Source organism: Gordonia sp. Z-3, assembly GCF_036233855.1.
GTDB lineage: Bacteria > Actinomycetota > Actinomycetes > Mycobacteriales > Mycobacteriaceae > Gordonia > Gordonia tangerina.
Genome location: NZ_JAZARS010000014.1, coordinates 42629 through 59801 on the forward strand (window position 1 = coordinate 42629; position 17173 = coordinate 59801).

A 17173-nucleotide genomic window follows, 5' to 3' on the forward strand; every position below is an offset into this window, starting at 1 on the left:
GACGTGAGGGCTCCCATGAAGGCACATCGATCACTCCCCCGCACGGTGCGGATCGCGATCACGTCACTCGTGGCCGTCGCGGCGCTGTCGGTCGGGGCGTGCAGCGCACCCGATGAGGACGCCGCCGTATCGTCGTCGATGCCGGCCGCCGATCCCGGCGCCCTACCGGTGACCATCGACCACGAGTACGGCGCCACCACCATCACCGAGCAGCCTTCTCGCGTCGCGGCGATGGGTGTGGGCGACGCCGACACCTTGCTGGCATTGGGCATCACACCGACGACGATCGCGCCGTTCGCCGATCCGACCCAGCGCAGCACACCCTGGAACGCCGACCTGCTCGGCGACGCGGAGCCGGTGATCCTGCCGCAGGCCGCCGCAGAGTTCGGCAGTCAGATCCCGCTGGCCCTGCAGACCGATCCGGAGCTGGTCACCGCCGTCGGCGCCGCGCCGACCCGGGAGCAATACGACATTCTGTCGAAGGCGGTACCCACCATCACCCGCCCCGCCGAGTACCCCGATTGGCAGGTGCCGTGGGACGTGCAGACGACCCAGATCGGTCGCGCCGTGGGACTACCCGAACAGGCGCAGGCCAAGATCGACGAGACACAGGGATTCCTGGCCGACATCCGCGAACAGCATCCCGAATTCGCGGGCAAGACCGGCGTGGTGGTCACGGCCTCGCCCGACGGCGGTCTGTCGATCTATGCCGGCTCCGACGGCCGCGGGCAGACCCTCACCGACTACGGGCTCACGTTTCCGGAGTCACTGCAACCGGCCATCACCAACGGCTTCTACGGTTCGATCTCCGCCGAGAACATGTCCATGCTCAACGACGTGGACGTCGTGGTCGCGGTCGACTGGGACGGCGCCAACGATCGTCTGCGCAACGATCCGGCCTGGTCGCGGCTACCGGTGGTTACCAAGGGCCGCGTGGTCTACCTCGATCAGCAGGTGGGCAGTGCGATGTCGGTGCCCACTGTGCTCACCATCCCGTGGGTGGCCGAGCAGGCTGTCGAGCCGATCTCGGCGGCCGCACAGCGCTGACCACCGAGGACACAGGTGAGGTTTACCTCACAAGAGATTTTGGCCGACGACGATCAGCGCCTACCGTAGAAGGGATAGGCGCCGCGTCAGCGGCCACCGCCACCGACTTCTTCACCGGAAGTCACCGAGAGAGCCACGGAAAGCACCTATTCCATGAGTGACACCAGCCGCCCGTTGCGGGTTGCCATCGTCGGTGCAGGTCCCGCCGGGATCTACGCCGCCGACGCGTTGATGAAGTCCGACACCGCCAAGGACCGAGGCGTCAGTATCGACCTGTTCGAGCGCATGCCCGCACCATTCGGTCTGATCCGTTACGGCGTGGCACCGGATCATCCGCGTATCAAGGGCATCATCACGGCGCTGCACAAGGTGCTCGACAAGCCGCAGGTCCGCCTGATCGGCAACGTCGACTACGGCACCGACATCACACTGGAAGAACTCCGTGACCTCTACGACGCGGTGATCTTCTCCACCGGCGCCACCGACGACCGCGCGTTGGGCATCCCCGGCATCGACCTCGAGGGCAGCTACGGCGCCGCCCAGTTCGTCGCCTGGTACGACGGGCACCCCGACTTCCCGCGCACCTGGCCGCTGGATCAGGAGAAGGTCGCCGTCATCGGTGTCGGCAACGTCGCCCTCGACGTCGCGCGCGTGCTGGCCAAGACCGGCGACGAACTGCTGCCCACCGAGATCCCCGCCAACGTCTACGAGGGCCTCAAGGCCAACAAGGCCGTCGAGGTGCACGTGTTCGGGCGTCGCGGACCGGCGCAGGCGAAGTTCACCCCGCTCGAACTCAAGGAACTCGACCACTCCCCGAACATCGAGGTCATCGTCGCACCCGAGGACATCGAGTACGACGAGGGTTCGGCAGTGGCCCGCCGCGGGTCCAAGATCACCGACCAGGTCGCCACGATCATCGAGAACTACGCCATCCGCGACCCCAAGCAGGGCGCGATCCACAAGCTCTACCTGCACTTCTTTGAGAATCCGGTGGAGATCCTCGGCGAGGACGGCAAGGTCGTCGGCCTGCGCACCGAGCGCACCCAGCTCGACGGCACCGGCAACGTCAAGCCGACCGGCAAGCACACCGACTGGGAGATCGGCGCGGTCTACCGTGCTGTCGGCTACCTGTCGGACAACCTGCCGCAGATCCCGTTCGACCACCAGGCAGGCGTGATCCCGAACGAGGCCGGACGCGTGTTCGACGAGGGCAGCCAACTCACCGGCATCTACACCACCGGCTGGGTCAAACGCGGCCCGGTCGGCCTGATCGGTCACACGAAGGGCGACGCCAACGAAACCGTCGACTGCATTCTCGAGGACATGACCAACGGCGCTCTGCTCTCGCCGAGCCGTCCGTCCGAGGACGCCCTCATCGAGATCCTCGAGGCCAAGAGCATCCCGTTCACTACCTGGGACGGCTGGTACCGCCTCGACGAGCACGAGCGCGCCCTGGGCGCCGCCGAAGGCCGCGAACGCGTCAAGGTCGTCGAGCGCGAGGACATGCTCGCCGCCAGCGAGCCCGACAAGGTCGCCCGCCCCTCCAGCTGAGTCCCGAGCGTTGGCGAGTCACCTCGCCAACGCGCTCAGCACGGCAGCCGACAGAACCCAAAAAATCACCGAGAGAACCCACCCGCACAAGTTCGCGGGCCGGTCATCACAGACCGTGGTTCTCTCGGTGATTTTTTGGGTTCTGTCGGCGCGAAACCGGGTTCTGTCGGCGCGAAACCGGGTTCTGTCGGCGCGAAACCGGGTGCCGTCGGCGCTACCCAGCGCCGACGGCGGGAGACCTAGCTACCGGTGGGCGGGGTCTGCTGGCCCGGGTTGTCCATCCGGCGGAAGTTCTGCCAGTAGCCGAAGTTGTTGGTCAGGTTCTCGGCCTCGTTGGCGAAGGTGAAGCCGGAGATCGACGACGGGAAGCAGCCGAACCAACGGGTCTCGATCGGACGGACCCAGCGGTTACCGTTCCACTTGGACATCGACTCACCCGGCTTGAGTTCCTTGACGCGCACCGACGCGCCGTTGATCTCGTTGAGGATGACGTTGTGCATGGTGGTGTCACCGATGTTGCGGACCGTCATCCAGCGGTACATGTACCAGGCCTGATTCCACGGCTGGCCCCACTGACCGAAATGGCATTCGATGCCTCCCAGGATCTGCAGATCACCCGGAGTCGCGGCCTGTGCCGGCGCAGTGCCTGCCAGCGAACCTGCCGCGATGCCGACCGTGGCCAGCACGGCTGCCCCCGCACGCTTGAGTGATGCTCTCATCGCCCTCTCCTCTGTTGTCTTCTCGACTGTTGTCTTCTCGATTGCTTCGACTTCTCGATTGCTTCGACTTCTCGACGAGTTGCGCCTGTCGACGCAACGTCCGTGCGACGTGTTGTCTCTGCGACGTGTGGTGTGACTATCGGCCCGCGCCTGCCGAATCGTTACGCACTGCTCAGCATCTTCACAGTCATGAGCGTGATTCGTTATACAACGGATATTGGAACGTTTGGCCCTGACATCGGGGGCGGGAAAGGTTGGTAAGGTAACCCTTTGTGCGTCGAATGACCGGGATTGTGCTGCTCACCGCGGTTCTCGTGGTGGCGCTGCTCGCGTCGGTCGCCATCGGCACCCGCCAACTCGGCTTGAGCGAGGTTCTCGACGCGATCCAGGCCGGCGGCTGGCCACATCTGGCCCTCGCCGACTTCCACGGGGTGCCGTGGCTGGTGCTGGAATCGCCCACTCCCCCGCCCGGCGCCGACGACGTGTACGGCATCGTCTGGGACCTCCGTTTCCCGCGTACGGTGCTCGGCCTGATCGTGGGCCTCGCGATCGGCGCGGCCGGCGCGCTGGCCCAGGGCCACACCCGCAACCCGCTCGCCGATCCCGGCATGTTGGGAGTGAACGCCGGCGCGGCGTGCGCGGTGGTGGTCGGCGTCTACGTGCTCGGCATCCAGAGTCCGATCGCCTACATGGCCTTCGGTCTGCTGGGCGCCCTGATTGCCGCGAGTGCGGTGTTCGGCCTGTCCGCATTGTCCGGTGCGAGCCCGCTGACACTGGTGCTGGCCGGCACCGGACTGTCGGCGCTGCTACTCGCCATCACTTCGGGAATCGTGCTCACCGACAGCGTCACGTTGGATGCCTGGCGGTTCTGGAACGTCGGCGCCACCACCGGCCGCGGCCTCGACGTGTTCTCGGCGAGTCTGCCGTTCATCGTCCTCGGACTGATCCTGGCGCTGGGCAGCGGCTACTTCCTCAACGTGCTCAGCCTCGGCGAGGACATGACCAAGGCGCTGGGCTCGCGGGTGGTGTTGATCCGATCCGTCGGCATCCTCACCATCACGCTGCTCATCGGTGCCGCGACGGCCGCCTGCGGCCCCATCGTCTTCCTCGGCCTGGTGGTCCCGCACATCTCCCGCGCGATCGTCGGCCCCGACTATCGCTGGATAGTGCCCTACTCGGCGTTGCTCGGTGCGATCCTCATCTTGGTGTGTGACATCCTGGGCCGCGTCATCGCCCGGCCCGGCGAGATCCAGGTCGGTGTGGTGCTCGCGCTGGTCGGGGCACCGTTCCTGATCGCGCTGGTGCGTCGACGGAAGTTGGTGAGCGTATGACCGTCGACGTCGCGCCGCAGCCGCCGGCCCCCGAACCCGACCAGACCACCGCCGGTCAGCGGCGGGCCACCCGGCGCGTTGTGCGGATCGGACCGTCGTCGTGGGTGATTCGGCCGCGCATGCTGACGGTGGGATTCGTGGGCGCCGCGATCACCGTGCTGCTGTTCCTGCTCAGCGTCGGTGTCAGCGATTACCCGATGGGGCCGTTCGATGTCGCGCGCGTCCTGCTCGGCGGCGGAACCCGCATCGAGAACGTGGTGGTCTTCGACGTCTCGCTGCCCCGCGCGCTCGTCTCCCTGCTGGTGGGCTTCGGCTTCGGCATGGCCGGCGCGTTGACCCAGCGGATCGCCCGCAACCCGCTGGCGACCCCCGACATCCTCGGCATCACTGCCGGGGCGAGCGCAGCCGCGGTGGCGGCCATCGCGTTCTCGACCAGCTGGGGCGCCTGGCTCGCTGGCCTCGGCATCCCGACGGCAGCCCTGCTCGGCGGTTTCGCGACGGCGATCGCAATGTACATCCTGGCCTGGCCGGGGCGGCGGGCGAATTCGGGGATCGACCCGTTCCGGCTGGTCATCATCGGCGTGGGCGTCACCTGGATGCTGCAGGCGCTCACCAGCTACATGTTGACCCGCGCGCAGATCGCCGACGCCGCACGCGCACAGACCTGGCTGGTGGGGTCGGTGTCGCAGGCGACGTGGACCGACGTGTGGCCGTCGCTGATCGCGGTGGCTGTCGGTGTGACCATGGTGCTCGGGTTGTCGCGCCCGATCGGTGTGCTGGGCCTCGGACCCGAGATCGCCCGCGGGCTCGGTGTGAACGCCGGCCGGGTCACCGCAGTGGTGCTGCTGGTCGCGGTGTTCGTCACCGCGCTGTGCGTGTCGGCGGCCGGACCGATCGCGTTCGTCGCGCTGCTCGCACCGCAGATCGCCCTGCGACTCACCGGATCGTCGCAGCCGACGCCCCTGGCGTCCGGACTGATCGGCGCGATGCTGGTCCTCGGCGGCGACCTGCTGTGCCGAACGGTGCTGCCCGGCAACCTGCCGGTGGGCATTGTCACCGCCGCGATCGGCGGACCGTTCCTCATCTACCTCATGATCACCATGTCCCGAAAGGCCACCGTATGACCAACGGTTTCGGCACCGACGTCACCTCCCCGAACAACGGGCAATGTCGACTGCGTGCAGAAGGGCTCAGCGTCGCCTACGACGAGCGGACGGTCATCACCGATCTGGACATCGCCATCCCCGACGCCCAGATCACCACGATCATCGGTCCCAACGGATGTGGGAAGTCGACGTTGCTGCGTGCGTTGTCGCGGTTGTTGCCGCCCCGCGCCGGCACTGTCTACCTCGACGGCGAGGACATCAACCGGATGCGGCCGAAATCGGTGGCCCGCGCGCTGGGTCTGCTGCCGCAGAATCCCGTTGCGCCCGAAGGTCTGACCGTCGCCGACCTGGTCATCCGCGGCCGTCATCCGCACCAGCGGTGGTATCAGCAGGCGACCGCGGCGGACGAAGCCGCGGTGGCTCGGGCGTTGGCGCAGACCGAGACCGCCGATCTGGCCGACCGCCCCATCGACGCGTTGTCCGGCGGACAACGACAGCGGGTGTGGATCGCGCTGACGCTGGCCCAGGAGACCGATCTGCTGTTGCTCGACGAGCCGACCACCTACCTCGATCTCGCGCACTCCGTGGAGATCCTCGATTTGGTACACACGTTGCGCACCGAGCACGGCAAGACCGTGGTGATGGTGCTGCACGACCTCAATCTCGCTGCCCGCTACAGCGATTCACTGTTCGTGATGCGGGCGGGACAGATCGTCGCGCAGGGTCGACCCGACGACGTCGTCACCGCCGACCTCCTCGAGGACGCCTTCGGTCTCCAGGCCCACGTGATGGAGGACCCGGTCGCCGGTGGGCCGATGATCATCCCGCTCGGTTCACGACACGCGCCAGTGCGGTCGTGAGCGCCATGACGAGCAGTGCGACTACCGGAATCCACAACGCGGCCAACGTCAACCATCGGAAGCCGTAGCCCCCGCCGACGGCGCCGACGGCGAGCAGCGACCACATTCCCAGCGATTTCAGCCACGCCCGACGCGGAGCGTCGGTGTGATCCCCGCGCGTCACCACCGTATCGGCGAGTTGCCGAGCCGAACGTACCAATGTGCCGGTGACGTAGGTGAGTCCGTAGGGCACCGCGGCGTCCCGTTCGAAGATCGCATTGATCATGCCGGTCGCGACCGCCACCACCAGCATGCCGGTCACGCCCGCCCCGGCGACGCCTTGTCCCGACGAATCCGGTTGCAGGTCGGCAACTGTGGCACCCAGAGCCATGGTGCCCGTCACCGTCCACAGCAGCCATTCCCGGGGGCGTCGGCGGGTGCGGTTGATGACCGAGCCCACGAACACACCGGCGAAGAACAGCGCGATCAGCCCGGCGCATATCCCCACATCTGACCAGTGCCCCAGGCTGGGCGACACACCCATCACGGTGGTGTTGCCGGACATGAAGGACACGAAGTTTGCCTGCAGGTAGATGAAGGCGATGGCGTCGACGAATCCGGCGACCAGCAGCAGCGTTGCGGCAGAGATGATCCCCGCAGCCGGCCGGGTCACCAGATCCCTGCCCCGACAAGCCAGATCGCGGTGCCGAGCAATGCGGCGAACAACTCGATGCCGATGGTGATGGCCGCGGCCTTCGCCGACGACACGGTGCCCCGCCAGGCGGCCTGAGCGCTTCGGGTGCGGACCAGCTCGGCGATCATGGCGCCGACGACGAAGCCGATGAACAGTCCGATCACCGGGATCACGAAAAACCCGATGATGCCGAGGACCCCGCCGACGGCGATGGTGGTGTTCGGCACACCGGAGGCCTTCAACGACCGCCCGGCGACCAGATACTTGACCACTTCACCGATGACGATGACAGCCGCGGCGCCGGCGAAGATGCCCCACGCCCAGCCGCCGACCGCGACCGCCCACACGCCGATTGCGAGCGCCACCAGGATGCTTCCAGGCAGCACCGGGAAGACGATGCCCAGCAGACCGACCAGGATGACCGCTCCGATGAGCAGTTCCCCACCCAGCGACATCGTCGGTTGGGGTCAGTCGACCGAGGCGCGCGACGGTTCGTCGGCCTGGCGATTCGCCGTGGGCCCGGCCGGACGCGATGCCGGTGGAGGGGTGGGTCCCGGCGGCGGACCGGGCCGTCCGGGCGGCGGCCCGACGGGGCGTCCGGGCGCGCCGCCGCGTGGTGGTTGCGGCCCCCGCTGCGGCGGTGGGCCGGGCCGTGGGCCACCGGGCGGCGGTCCCGGCGGGGTCGGCCGCGGCGGACGTCCACCCGGGCCCGGGCGCGGCGGCTGCCCGGAAATCGGCGGTGCGCCGGCCGGACGCGGTCCGGCCGGATAGGCCCAGCCAGCTGGGCGCTGTTGCTGTGGACCGGCGTGCGGCGGCACATTCGGAGCACCGGGCGGCGGCCCCGGACGGCGGGGCGGTGGCGGCACCGGCGGGTTACCCAGCGGCTCGGGGACAGTCCGTTCGAAGGGACGCGCCGCCACCGGCGTCACCAGCGACGCCGCCTGGACGGCGCGCTGGCGGGCCGTGGCCACATCGTCGGCGGTGGCGGTGATGACACCCATGCGGCGCCGGTGGAAGCTCTGCGGCTTGCCGAACAGCCGGATGTCGGTTTCGGGTACGGCCAGCGCACGAGCGACGTTGGCGAATCCGATGGCCGGTTCGTCGAGCTGACCGTAGATCACCGCAGACGCACCTGGCGAGGCCAGCGTGACGTCGACGGGCAGGCCGAGGATGGCGCGCGCGTGCATCTCGAACTCGGAGAGGCGTTGCGTGGCGAGAGTCACCAACCCGGTGTCGTGCGGGCGCGGGCTGACCTCGGAGAAGTAGACGTCGTCGCCTTGGACGAAGAGTTCGACGCCGAAGATACCTCGACCGCCGAGCTTCCCGTCGCCCATCGCGGTGGCGATGCGGGCCGCGATGGAGGTCGCCGCGGCCAGCGCGTCGGTGGACATCTCGTGCGGCTGCCAGCTCTCCACGTAGTCGCCGCCGACCTGCTGGTGACCGATCGGTGCGCAGAAATGGGAGGCGAGGCGACCGGTGACGGGATCGATCGCGCGGACCGTCAGCAGAGTGATCTCGTAGTCGAACTCGATGAAGCCCTCGACGATGACCCGCTCGCCTTGCACGCGAGCGCCGGTCGTCGCGTTCTGCCAGGCGCCGCCGATGTCGGCGGGTGCACGCACCACGGTCTGGCCCTTGCCCGACGACGACATCACCGGTTTCACCACGCAGGGGAAGCCGATCTCGGCGACCGCCGCCTCGAGCTCCTCCGCCGACGATGCGAACAGATAGGGCGAGGTGGGCAGTCCGAGTTCCTCGTCGGCGAGGCGCCGGATGCCTTCGCGGTTCATGGTGGCAACCACAGCGTGTGCGGTCGGGATGACCTCGGCGAGCGCCCGCTTCTCCACCTCGATGAGGGCCTCGGTCGCGATCGCCTCGATCTCCGGGACCACATAATGCGGGCGGTAGCGCTCGATCAGCGCCAGGAGTGCCGCGGCGTCGGTCATGTCGATGACCTCGGCATGGTGTGCGACCTGCTGACCCGGCGCGTCTGCGTACCTGTCGACGGCGATCACCTCGACGCCGAGGCGCTGGAACGCGATGATGACCTCTTTGCCCAGTTCGCCGGCGCCGAGCACCATCACCTTGGTTGCTGACGGGCTCAGCGGGGTGCCGATCACGGCGGGCGGGCCGACCGCGGGGGCCGGAACGTGCTGCTCCGGGCCACGATCAGGGGACTGGTGGTCGGCCGGTGCGTCGGATGGCTTCTGATCGGCCGGCGGTTGCTCCACCGACGCGTGTTCTGCCGGGGTGGAAGCGTGTGCGTCCGGCGCCGACGCGGCCTCTCCGCCCGCCGGCGCCGACGCCTGCGAAGCGTTGTCGCTGTCTGACGTCATGACCAGATCCTACGTGCAGTTCAGTGCACGGCCGCTAACAGATCGCGTCGGTCCCGCATCGTCGGCGGCCCGCACCCCGCATCAGTCCGTCGACTGATGGACATAGCACCATCGCCAGACCTCGCCGGGCTCGGCCGACCGCATCACCGAGTGACCTGTCTCGTCGAAGTGGGCTGCCGCGTGACGCCGCGGGCTCGAGTCGCAGCACCCGACATGACCACACGTCAGACAGATCCGTAGGTGCGCCCAGTGGTGTTCACCGAGTTGAGTACATTCCTCGCACGCCGAGCGGTCACCGTTCCGCGGCTCGGGGTCGGCATTGATGTCGGCCCCGATGGCCGCGAGTTCGACGCAGCGCCGATCAGCGTCCGATTGCGCACCCCGGGCGAATGTCATGGTGACCATCATCCCCGATCGTCCCTCTCCGGGTCGGGCTTTATGCAACGAGCGGCACCGACTGACGCCGCGTAGGAAGCGCGCGAGGAACGTCCCCTGCCTTCTACCCCGGGGAGCGTCCGAGCTTGCGAGGCCGCGTCACGAAGGGTCCACCCACGCAACCACTCTCACGCACGAAGTTGTCACACCCCACCACTATCCTGAACCCAACACCTCACCGAACAAGTCCATCCACACCCCACTTGCAGCGCACCAAAGTTGTCGGACCCGCCCGATAGTCTGATAGCAGTTCGTTTCCCCACCAACGTTTCCCGAGAATCGGAAAGGAAGCCTTTGTCATGAGTCACAAAGAGCGCAGCGACCAACAAGCGAAGCGCCCTGACCCAAAGGAACAAGTCGAGGAACGAGCGCAGCCTCTGACCATGAGTAGCGGTCGAGCCTACAAACCCGCGCCCCCAGATCCCTGAGGAGCATCAGAGATGGCGAGGCCGCGTCACGAAGGGTCCACCCACGCAACCACACTCACCCACGAAAGTTGTCACACCCCACCGATATCCTGAACCCAGAACCTCACCGAAAGATCCATCCACACCCCACCCGCAACACGCCAAAGTTGTCAGACCCACCCGATAGTCTGATAGCAGTTCGATTCCCCACCAACCCATCCCGACCTCAGAGACCGTCTTCGCCGGAAAGGAGCGTTTCGTGTTCACCTTCACCGACCGTGCTGCCGACGACGCTCTGCTGGCCTCCAGCAGTCTCGATGAATTGGCGCAGTACGGTCGCGATTTGTTGCGGTTGAGTAATCAAGCCCAGGCCATCGCGATGCAGATCGCCCGTCAGATCGGTGAATCCACCTACAACGACCGTCTGGCCGGGTACAACGATTACGTTCCGAACCGCATCCGCAATGCCGCCGATAAGGCCGCGAAAGGCGAAATCTCGCTGCAGTTGGGTATTTCGCGACGTCAAGCCAGCGAATGGGTTGGTCTTGACGAACTGCTCGACGAGCACCCCAAGATTCGTGATGCCTTCCGTGCCGGCGACCTGAGGCCCCACCGGCTGGGTGTGGCCATCCGCGGCGCCGCCACCGGCCCCACCGGCGACCTGCGAGCACGACTGGGCGAACTCGCCGACAACGCCGAAACCACCGACAAACCCGACACCGACAGCAAGGATGTCGAGGAGGAACTCACCCTCGACCTCGACGACCCCACAGCCGACCTCGACGCCGGCTCCGACGGTGACACCGACGGCGACGGCACTGATGATGGCGGCTCCGATGATGCTGCGTCCGAGACCGACCCTGCCGCCACCGACGATCCCGCCGGTGACGATCCGGACGAGGATGAGCCGTGGGATTTCGATGATGTGGTGCTCGATCTGGCCAGCCGGCCCACCACCGACACCGCGTTGCGAGATGATCTCGACGCGATCATCATCAGCCTCGACCCTGACCGGGCGGCCGAGGCCCGCGAGGACATCACCGATCTGTTCGGGGATGTGACGATCGGTGCCGAAGCGTTCGGGCACATGACCGTCGATGCCTGCATCCCCGCCGAACACGGCGTACACCTACGCGACCGCATCAGCGCCCTCATCGGACGACGGGTCTGCCGCCGCGATGGACGCAGCACCAAAGCCCAGCGTGTGGCCGCGTTCGCCGAAATCATCAAAGCACCCGGCGCAAAACTACGCTGCCACTGCGGCGACGACACCTGCCCCGCCCGCCAGACCCGCACCAACAACCCAACACCCGCGACAGCACCCACCCCGAGTGCCGGTGACAGCAGTGTCCGTGACTCGTCGGTCGACGCCAGCACGGCGGACGAGACCAACACAGCCGGCCACACCGCCGAACCCGCGCTGGGTGGGCCGGATGCGGCAGAAGAACAGCCGATCACCCTCGCCGACATCGACGACGACAGCGACTCGGACGTCGACACCGCTCAGGATGTCGCGCCCTTCCCGAAACCGCGACGAGAGTCCATCACCGCACCACCCGCCGACCACGACACCGACGTCGCCGATGCGGAAGCGACCGACGACCCCGACGGGGACGACGCGGACAGCGCGGGCCCAGCAGCCGAACTCACCACGGACGCCGAAGGCACAGCAGATGCCGAGGTAGCCGACACCGACGCCGATCCCGACCTCATCGTCCCCGGCCTGACCCTGCTGCGCGACCCGACCGGTCTCGACCCCACCCGCCTGATGGGCTACGGCGCCATCGACCCCGCCCACGCCGCACGGATCGCCCCGCACGCCACCACCATCACCGCCCGACCGAGTGAGACCCGCACCGCCAGCGGACTGATCATCTTCGGCAACCGCACACCAGCCCCACCCATCGACCCCACCGGCCACGGCGGATTCGCCGCCCCACCACCGGGGGCACTCACCTACAAACCGTCAGCCGCGTTGCGGGCCGAGATCATTCAACTCGACCGGCGCTGCCGCTACCCCTACTGCGGCCGACCATCCGAGGAATGCGAACTCGACCACCTACACAAGTTCTGCCACGCCGACCCGCTGGCCGGCGGCTGGACCGTGGGCTTCAACCTCGCACCCCTGTGCCGACCCGACCACGACCGTAAACATGACGGGCCGTGGATACCGACCATGCACACCGACCGCACCATCACCTGGCGCAACGCCCGCACCGGTCAGGTCATCGTCACCTACCCGCGCTGACGCATGCGCTACAGCGCCGCGTACACCACCGTCTCTTCGCTGCGTCCACGAAGCGTTGTACTTTCTTGCCGTTCCCATGACGTCGCCTCACCGTCGGCAGCATCCACAGCCCGTCCGGAAGCCAACGGTCGGCGCGGATCGCGCTTGGCCAGCTCCGACAACCGCGCGCTCTCGTTGACCGGATCGCCGATCACCGTGTACTCGAACCGCTCGATGGCGCCGACATTCCCGGCCACCACCGTCCCGTAGCTGACGCCGATGCCCGCGGAGATGTCCGGAACCTCGTGCGCCAGGCCGCTCGCGATGTCGCGGGCCGCCATCAAAGCCGCACCCGCCGGATCGTCGATCTCGAGCGGTGCTCCGAAAATGGCGAGCACCGCATCCCCTTCGAATTTGTTCACCAACCCCTGACCACGTTCCACTGCTGCCACGATCACGGCGAAGAACCTATTCAGGATCTCGACGACCTCGCTCGGACTACGCCCCTGCGCCAGCGTCGTGGATCCGATCACGTCGACGAACACCACCGCCACAGTGCGCTCGGCGCCGCCGAGCTCGGGGTCCTGAGCCAACGCCGCCTCGGCCACATCGCGTCCCACATGACGGCCGAACAGATCCCGCATGCGTTCGCGCTCACGCAATCCGCCCACCATGCTGTTGAAACCCACCTGCAGATCACCGAGCTCGGTGCCGTCGTAGACGACGAGATCGACATCCGAGATCCGGCCGCTCTGCACCCGGTTCATCGCGGTACGCACACTCCGGATCGGCGCCGTCACACTGATACTGGTCAGCACCGTCAGCAGCAACCCTGTCGACAATGCGATCACGGCCAGCACCGTGACACCCACGAACAGATCGAGTTTTGACGTGTCATCCCGAAAAGCACCGAAGAACACCACCAGCAGGATGCCGATGATCGGTATCGCCGACCCCACCATCCACGACACGATCGACCGCGAGCGGACTCCACTGCGTTTACGCCGCCGGTAGCCGGCGCTGATCACCTCGGCCGCCACCGGCCGCAGCGCGAATTCGATGAGCAGGTAGGAGATCGCGACCACCACAATGCCGCTGAGCCCCACCACGAAGAACATCTTCGGGATCAGATTCGGGTCCAGAACGCCGTACATGATGGTGAACATGACGGTTGCCGCCGCCCACAACGCACCCTGGATGAACACCAGTCGCCACGGCGCGCGCTGCGCACGCCGGGCATCCTTGGCGGTTGGCGGACGATCCCGGATGGCCCACTGCAGATCTCGCACCACCACCACGGTCCCGAGGACCGTGCCCACCACAAACGCCACCGCCACATACACCGGCACCGCGATGTAGTTGACCCACCACAGCTCCGCCTGGAACAACGACGGCTCCGGAATCCCCACCGCCGACAACGCGATCGCCAGAATCGCGCCGATCAGGTTGGCGATCAACAGGAACGACGTCAGCAGGGTCTGGATGCGAACCCGCTGCTTGAACCCGCCCTCAGACGCCGAACCGAGCAGGATCGATCCGTAGTCACGACTCCCCCGGTCCATCCCGCCCCCTCGACGGTTACTCGACGTCCGATACCGCACCTAGACGATGACGCAGCTAGACGATCTCGCGTCGCACTATGGTCTGATCGCGCCCCGGTCCCACCCCGATGCACGAGATATGTGCGCCGGCAAGATCTTCCAGACGCAGAATGTAGTCCTGCGCATTCTTGGGCAGTTCCTCGAAGGTCGTGCATCCGGAGATGTCCTCCCACCAGCCGGGCATCTCCTCGTAGATCGGCTTGGCGTGATGGAAACCGGTCTGCGTCATCGGCATGTCCTCGACTCGCTCACCGTCGACGTCGTAGGCCACGCAGATCGGCACCGTGTCCAGGCTGGACAGCACGTCGAGCTTGGTGAGGAAGTAGTCGGTGATCCCGTTGACCCGGGTCGCATACCGCGCGATCACCGCATCGAACCAGCCGCAGCGCCGCGCCCGACCCGTGGTGACGCCGACCTCTCCGCCGGTCTTGGCGAGGTAGGCACCCCACTCGTCGAACAGCTCGGTCGGGAACGGCCCCGACCCGACACGCGTCGTGTACGCCTTCAGAATGCCCAACACGGTGGTGATCTTGTTGGGTCCGATTCCCGCGCCAACCGCCGCACCACCCGAAGTGGGGTTCGACGACGTCACGTACGGATATGTGCCGTGGTCGACATCGAGCAGCGTGCCCTGCGACCCCTCCAACAGCACCGTCTCGCCCCGTTCGAGCGCCTTGTTGAGCAGCAACCGGGTGTCGGCGATCCGATGTTTGAAGCCCTCGGCCTGCTCGAGCACCTCATCGACCACCTGCGCCGGCTCGAGCGCGCGGCGGTTGTAGATCTTGACCAGGATCTGATTCTTCAGCTCGAGCGCTGCCTCGACCTTCTGGGCGAGGATCTTCTCGTCCAGCACGTCGGCCGCCCGCACGCCGACACGAGCGATCTTGTCCTGATAGCACGGCCCGATACCCCGGCCGGTGGTCCCGATCTTCTTGTTGCCGAGGAAACGCTCGGTGACCTTGTCGATCGCCACGTGGTACGGCATCAGCAGATGCGCATCCGCGGAGATCATCAGGCCCGAGGTGTCGATGTCGCGGTCCTCGAGTCCACCCAGCTCGGTGAGCAGCACCCCCGGATCCACCACGACACCGTTACCGATGACGTTCTTCACTCCCGGGGTGAGGATGCCCGACGGGATCAAGTGCAGAGCAAAGGTCTCACCGTTCGGCAGCACCACCGTGTGACCGGCATTGTTGCCGCCCTGGTAGCGGACAACCCATTGCAGCTTCCCGCCCAGGAGGTCGGTCGCCTTGCCTTTGCCCTCGTCACCCCATTGGGCGCCGATCAGCACGATCGCGGCCATGGTCGGTTACTCCTTCGAGTCGGGACGGGTGAACAACAGGCCAACCTTACTTGTTCGCCCGGGTCGATACGCTATTCGAGTGTCTTTTGCGCTGATTTCGCAGGCCTCCCGCTCCGACGACAAGACCGCCATCCGCACCGCGGTCACCACGGCGGTGGCCGACCCCGCGGTCACCCGCCTCCTCGTGGAACCGCGCGTCGCCGAGCGGGTCGCCCCGACCATCGCCGACGAGTCGGACACCTTCTTCGCCCAGGTGCTGGCCGCGTTGATGCTGGCCGAGCGCCTCGACGTGGAGGTGGCCCTGCTACCGGCGGAGGCCACCGGCGCCTCCACACGCTACGGCCTCCCGCACGGACCGGCAGCGCGGGAACTCGCCGAACACGGCACGGCGACCTCGGTACCGCTGATCCGCGACGACGCGGCCACCGTCCTGCTCGGCCGAGCCCGACACCTCGGCGCCGAAGGCGCCAAACTGCACGGCGAGACCTACGTCGACAGCGAACGACTGTTCCGTGGCGAGGTGCGCTCGGTGCTCATCGAACCCACCCTTGCCCTGCCCGGCCTGCGCGCCCAGGTGGAGCGGTTGCTGCTGCCGGGCCGCTGGCTGACCGGGCGCGCGGCCCAGACCGGCGGCACCAACATCGTCGTCGAAAGGGAGGGCGTGGTGAATCCCCGCGTGGTCAAGCGATCCACCTTCTACCGGCACGACACCGACCTGCGCCTGGTACGGCCATGACCTCGGCACCGTTGCGTCCGACGACCCGCGAGATCATCCGCGCGGTACGTCCCGGCCCGGTCTTCCTCGGTCTGGTGGTCGCCGCCGCGGCCGGCGGATGGCTGGTCGCGGGCTCCGCACCGGGCCGCAACCTCGAGTCGGTCGGCGGCACCCTGCTGTTGGTACTGGCCGGCTGGGTCATCTCGCTGTGCCTGCACGAATTCGCCCACGCGGTAACCGCCTTCCGCTTCGGCGACCGCAACGCCGAACTGCGCGGATATCTCACCCTCAACCCGCTGCGCTACACCCACCCCGGGCTGTCGATCGGGCTGCCGCTACTGATCATCCTGTTGGGTGGCATCGGTTTTCCCGGCGGTGCGGTGTACGTCCACCAACACGGATTCACCCGCGCCCAACGGACGATGGTGTCGCTGGCCGGGCCACTCACCAACGCCGCACTCGGCGCGATCCTGCTGATCGTGGTGAGATTCGCCCAACCCAGCACATACGGATCGCAGGGTTTCGGCTCAGGCGACAACGTCCTGTATTTCGCCGACGGACTCAATCTGTGGGCCGCCCTGTCGATGCTGGCGTTCCTGCAGATCACCGCCGCAGTCCTCAACATCGCGCCGGTGCCCGGCTTCGACGGCTACGGGGCCATCGAACCGTATCTGTCCGAGCAGACCCGGTTCTCGATGCAGAAGATCGCGCCGTACGGCTTCCTGATCGTGTTCGCACTACTGTTCATCCCGTTCCTCAACCGCGCCTTCTTCGACTTCGTCTACTGGCTGTTCGGCCTGTCCGGGGTGCCCAGCGTCCTCGCGTCCTACGGGTGGAATCTGTTCGTGTTCTGGCGATGAGA

The 17173-nt window shown here is 67.1% G+C and carries 15 protein-coding genes; 8 read left to right on the forward strand and 7 right to left on the reverse strand.

The features are described from left to right. Positions 1 to 15 precede the first annotated feature (15 nt). Together VX037_RS16565 and VX037_RS16570 are read left to right on the forward strand one after the other, a co-directional pair. A complete protein-coding gene (locus tag VX037_RS16565; RefSeq protein ID WP_328714989.1) occupies positions 16 to 1047 on the forward strand; it encodes an ABC transporter substrate-binding protein in 1032 nt (343 codons plus the stop codon). A 153-nt stretch (positions 1048 to 1200) separates the two neighbouring features. After that, entirely contained in the window at positions 1201 to 2598 is a 1398-nt protein-coding gene (locus VX037_RS16570; RefSeq protein WP_235724464.1) for an FAD-dependent oxidoreductase, read from the forward strand. Positions 2599 to 2837: 239 nt separating this feature from the next. On the opposite strand, the gene VX037_RS16575 is transcribed toward VX037_RS16570, so the two are convergent. Continuing rightward, positions 2838 to 3317, reverse strand: coding sequence for a hypothetical protein (locus tag VX037_RS16575; protein WP_235724463.1), 480 nt, complete (start codon positions 3315 to 3317; stop codon positions 2838 to 2840). 281 nt (positions 3318 to 3598) lie between these two features. Between VX037_RS16575 and VX037_RS16580 the strand changes: the two genes are divergently transcribed. The 3 genes from VX037_RS16580 to VX037_RS16590 are packed head-to-tail and all read left to right on the forward strand — an operon-like array spanning position 3599 to position 6614. After that, positions 3599 to 4648 carry a FecCD family ABC transporter permease gene (locus VX037_RS16580; RefSeq protein WP_235724462.1) on the forward strand — a complete coding sequence of 350 codons (1050 nt, stop codon included), beginning with the start codon at positions 3599 to 3601 and terminating at the stop codon, positions 4646 to 4648. Then, entirely contained in the window at positions 4645 to 5772 is a 1128-nt protein-coding gene (locus VX037_RS16585; RefSeq protein WP_266059930.1) for a FecCD family ABC transporter permease, read from the forward strand. Before VX037_RS16580 ends, VX037_RS16585 begins: the two co-directional genes overlap by 4 nt. Next, a complete protein-coding gene (locus VX037_RS16590; RefSeq protein WP_287014727.1) occupies positions 5769 to 6614 on the forward strand; it encodes an ABC transporter ATP-binding protein in 846 nt (281 codons plus the stop codon). Before VX037_RS16585 ends, VX037_RS16590 begins: the two co-directional genes overlap by 4 nt. On the opposite strand, the gene VX037_RS16595 is transcribed toward VX037_RS16590, so the two are convergent. From VX037_RS16595 to VX037_RS16610, 4 genes are all read right to left on the reverse strand, one after another. After that, complete coding sequence (locus tag VX037_RS16595) at positions 6574 to 7266, reverse strand: YoaK family protein (RefSeq protein ID WP_328714990.1); 693 nt, start codon at positions 7264 to 7266, stop codon at positions 6574 to 6576. The two genes, VX037_RS16590 and VX037_RS16595, sit on opposite strands and share 41 nt — an antisense overlap. Then, positions 7263 to 7742 carry a DUF456 domain-containing protein gene (locus VX037_RS16600; protein ID WP_328714991.1) on the reverse strand — a complete coding sequence of 160 codons (480 nt, stop codon included), beginning with the start codon at positions 7740 to 7742 and terminating at the stop codon, positions 7263 to 7265. Before VX037_RS16600 ends, VX037_RS16595 begins: the two co-directional genes overlap by 4 nt. Positions 7743 to 7754: 12 nt before the next feature. Next, on the reverse strand, positions 7755 to 9623 hold the full coding sequence (gene purT / locus VX037_RS16605) for a formate-dependent phosphoribosylglycinamide formyltransferase (protein WP_266059927.1): 1869 nt from the start codon (positions 9621 to 9623) through the stop codon (positions 7755 to 7757). An 81-nt stretch (positions 9624 to 9704) separates the two neighbouring features. After that, positions 9705 to 10019 (reverse strand): UBP-type zinc finger domain-containing protein, encoded by a 315-nt coding sequence (locus VX037_RS16610; protein ID WP_235724456.1) that lies wholly within the window; start codon positions 10017 to 10019, stop codon positions 9705 to 9707. Between the two features lie 705 nt (positions 10020 to 10724). Here VX037_RS16610 and VX037_RS16615 point away from each other — a divergent pair. Further along, positions 10725 to 12713, forward strand: coding sequence for an HNH endonuclease signature motif containing protein (locus VX037_RS16615; RefSeq protein WP_328714993.1), 1989 nt, complete (start codon positions 10725 to 10727; stop codon positions 12711 to 12713). A gap of 8 nt (positions 12714 to 12721) precedes the next feature. On the opposite strand, the gene VX037_RS16620 is transcribed toward VX037_RS16615, so the two are convergent. Together VX037_RS16620 and VX037_RS16625 are read right to left on the reverse strand one after the other, a co-directional pair. After that, positions 12722 to 14254, reverse strand: a complete 1533-nt coding sequence (locus VX037_RS16620) for an adenylate/guanylate cyclase domain-containing protein (RefSeq protein ID WP_287015712.1) — start codon at positions 14252 to 14254, stop codon at positions 12722 to 12724. A gap of 55 nt (positions 14255 to 14309) precedes the next feature. Continuing rightward, a complete protein-coding gene (locus tag VX037_RS16625; protein WP_235724453.1) occupies positions 14310 to 15596 on the reverse strand; it encodes an adenylosuccinate synthase in 1287 nt (428 codons plus the stop codon). Between the two features lie 79 nt (positions 15597 to 15675). On the opposite strand from VX037_RS16625, the gene VX037_RS16630 reads away from it, so the two are divergent. Beyond that, complete coding sequence (locus tag VX037_RS16630; RefSeq protein ID WP_235724452.1) at positions 15676 to 16332, forward strand: hypothetical protein; 657 nt, start codon at positions 15676 to 15678, stop codon at positions 16330 to 16332. Further along, positions 16329 to 17171, forward strand: a complete 843-nt coding sequence (locus tag VX037_RS16635) for a site-2 protease family protein (protein ID WP_235724451.1) — start codon at positions 16329 to 16331, stop codon at positions 17169 to 17171. The genes VX037_RS16630 and VX037_RS16635 overlap by 4 nt, the downstream gene beginning before the upstream one ends. Positions 17172 to 17173 lie beyond the last annotated feature (2 nt).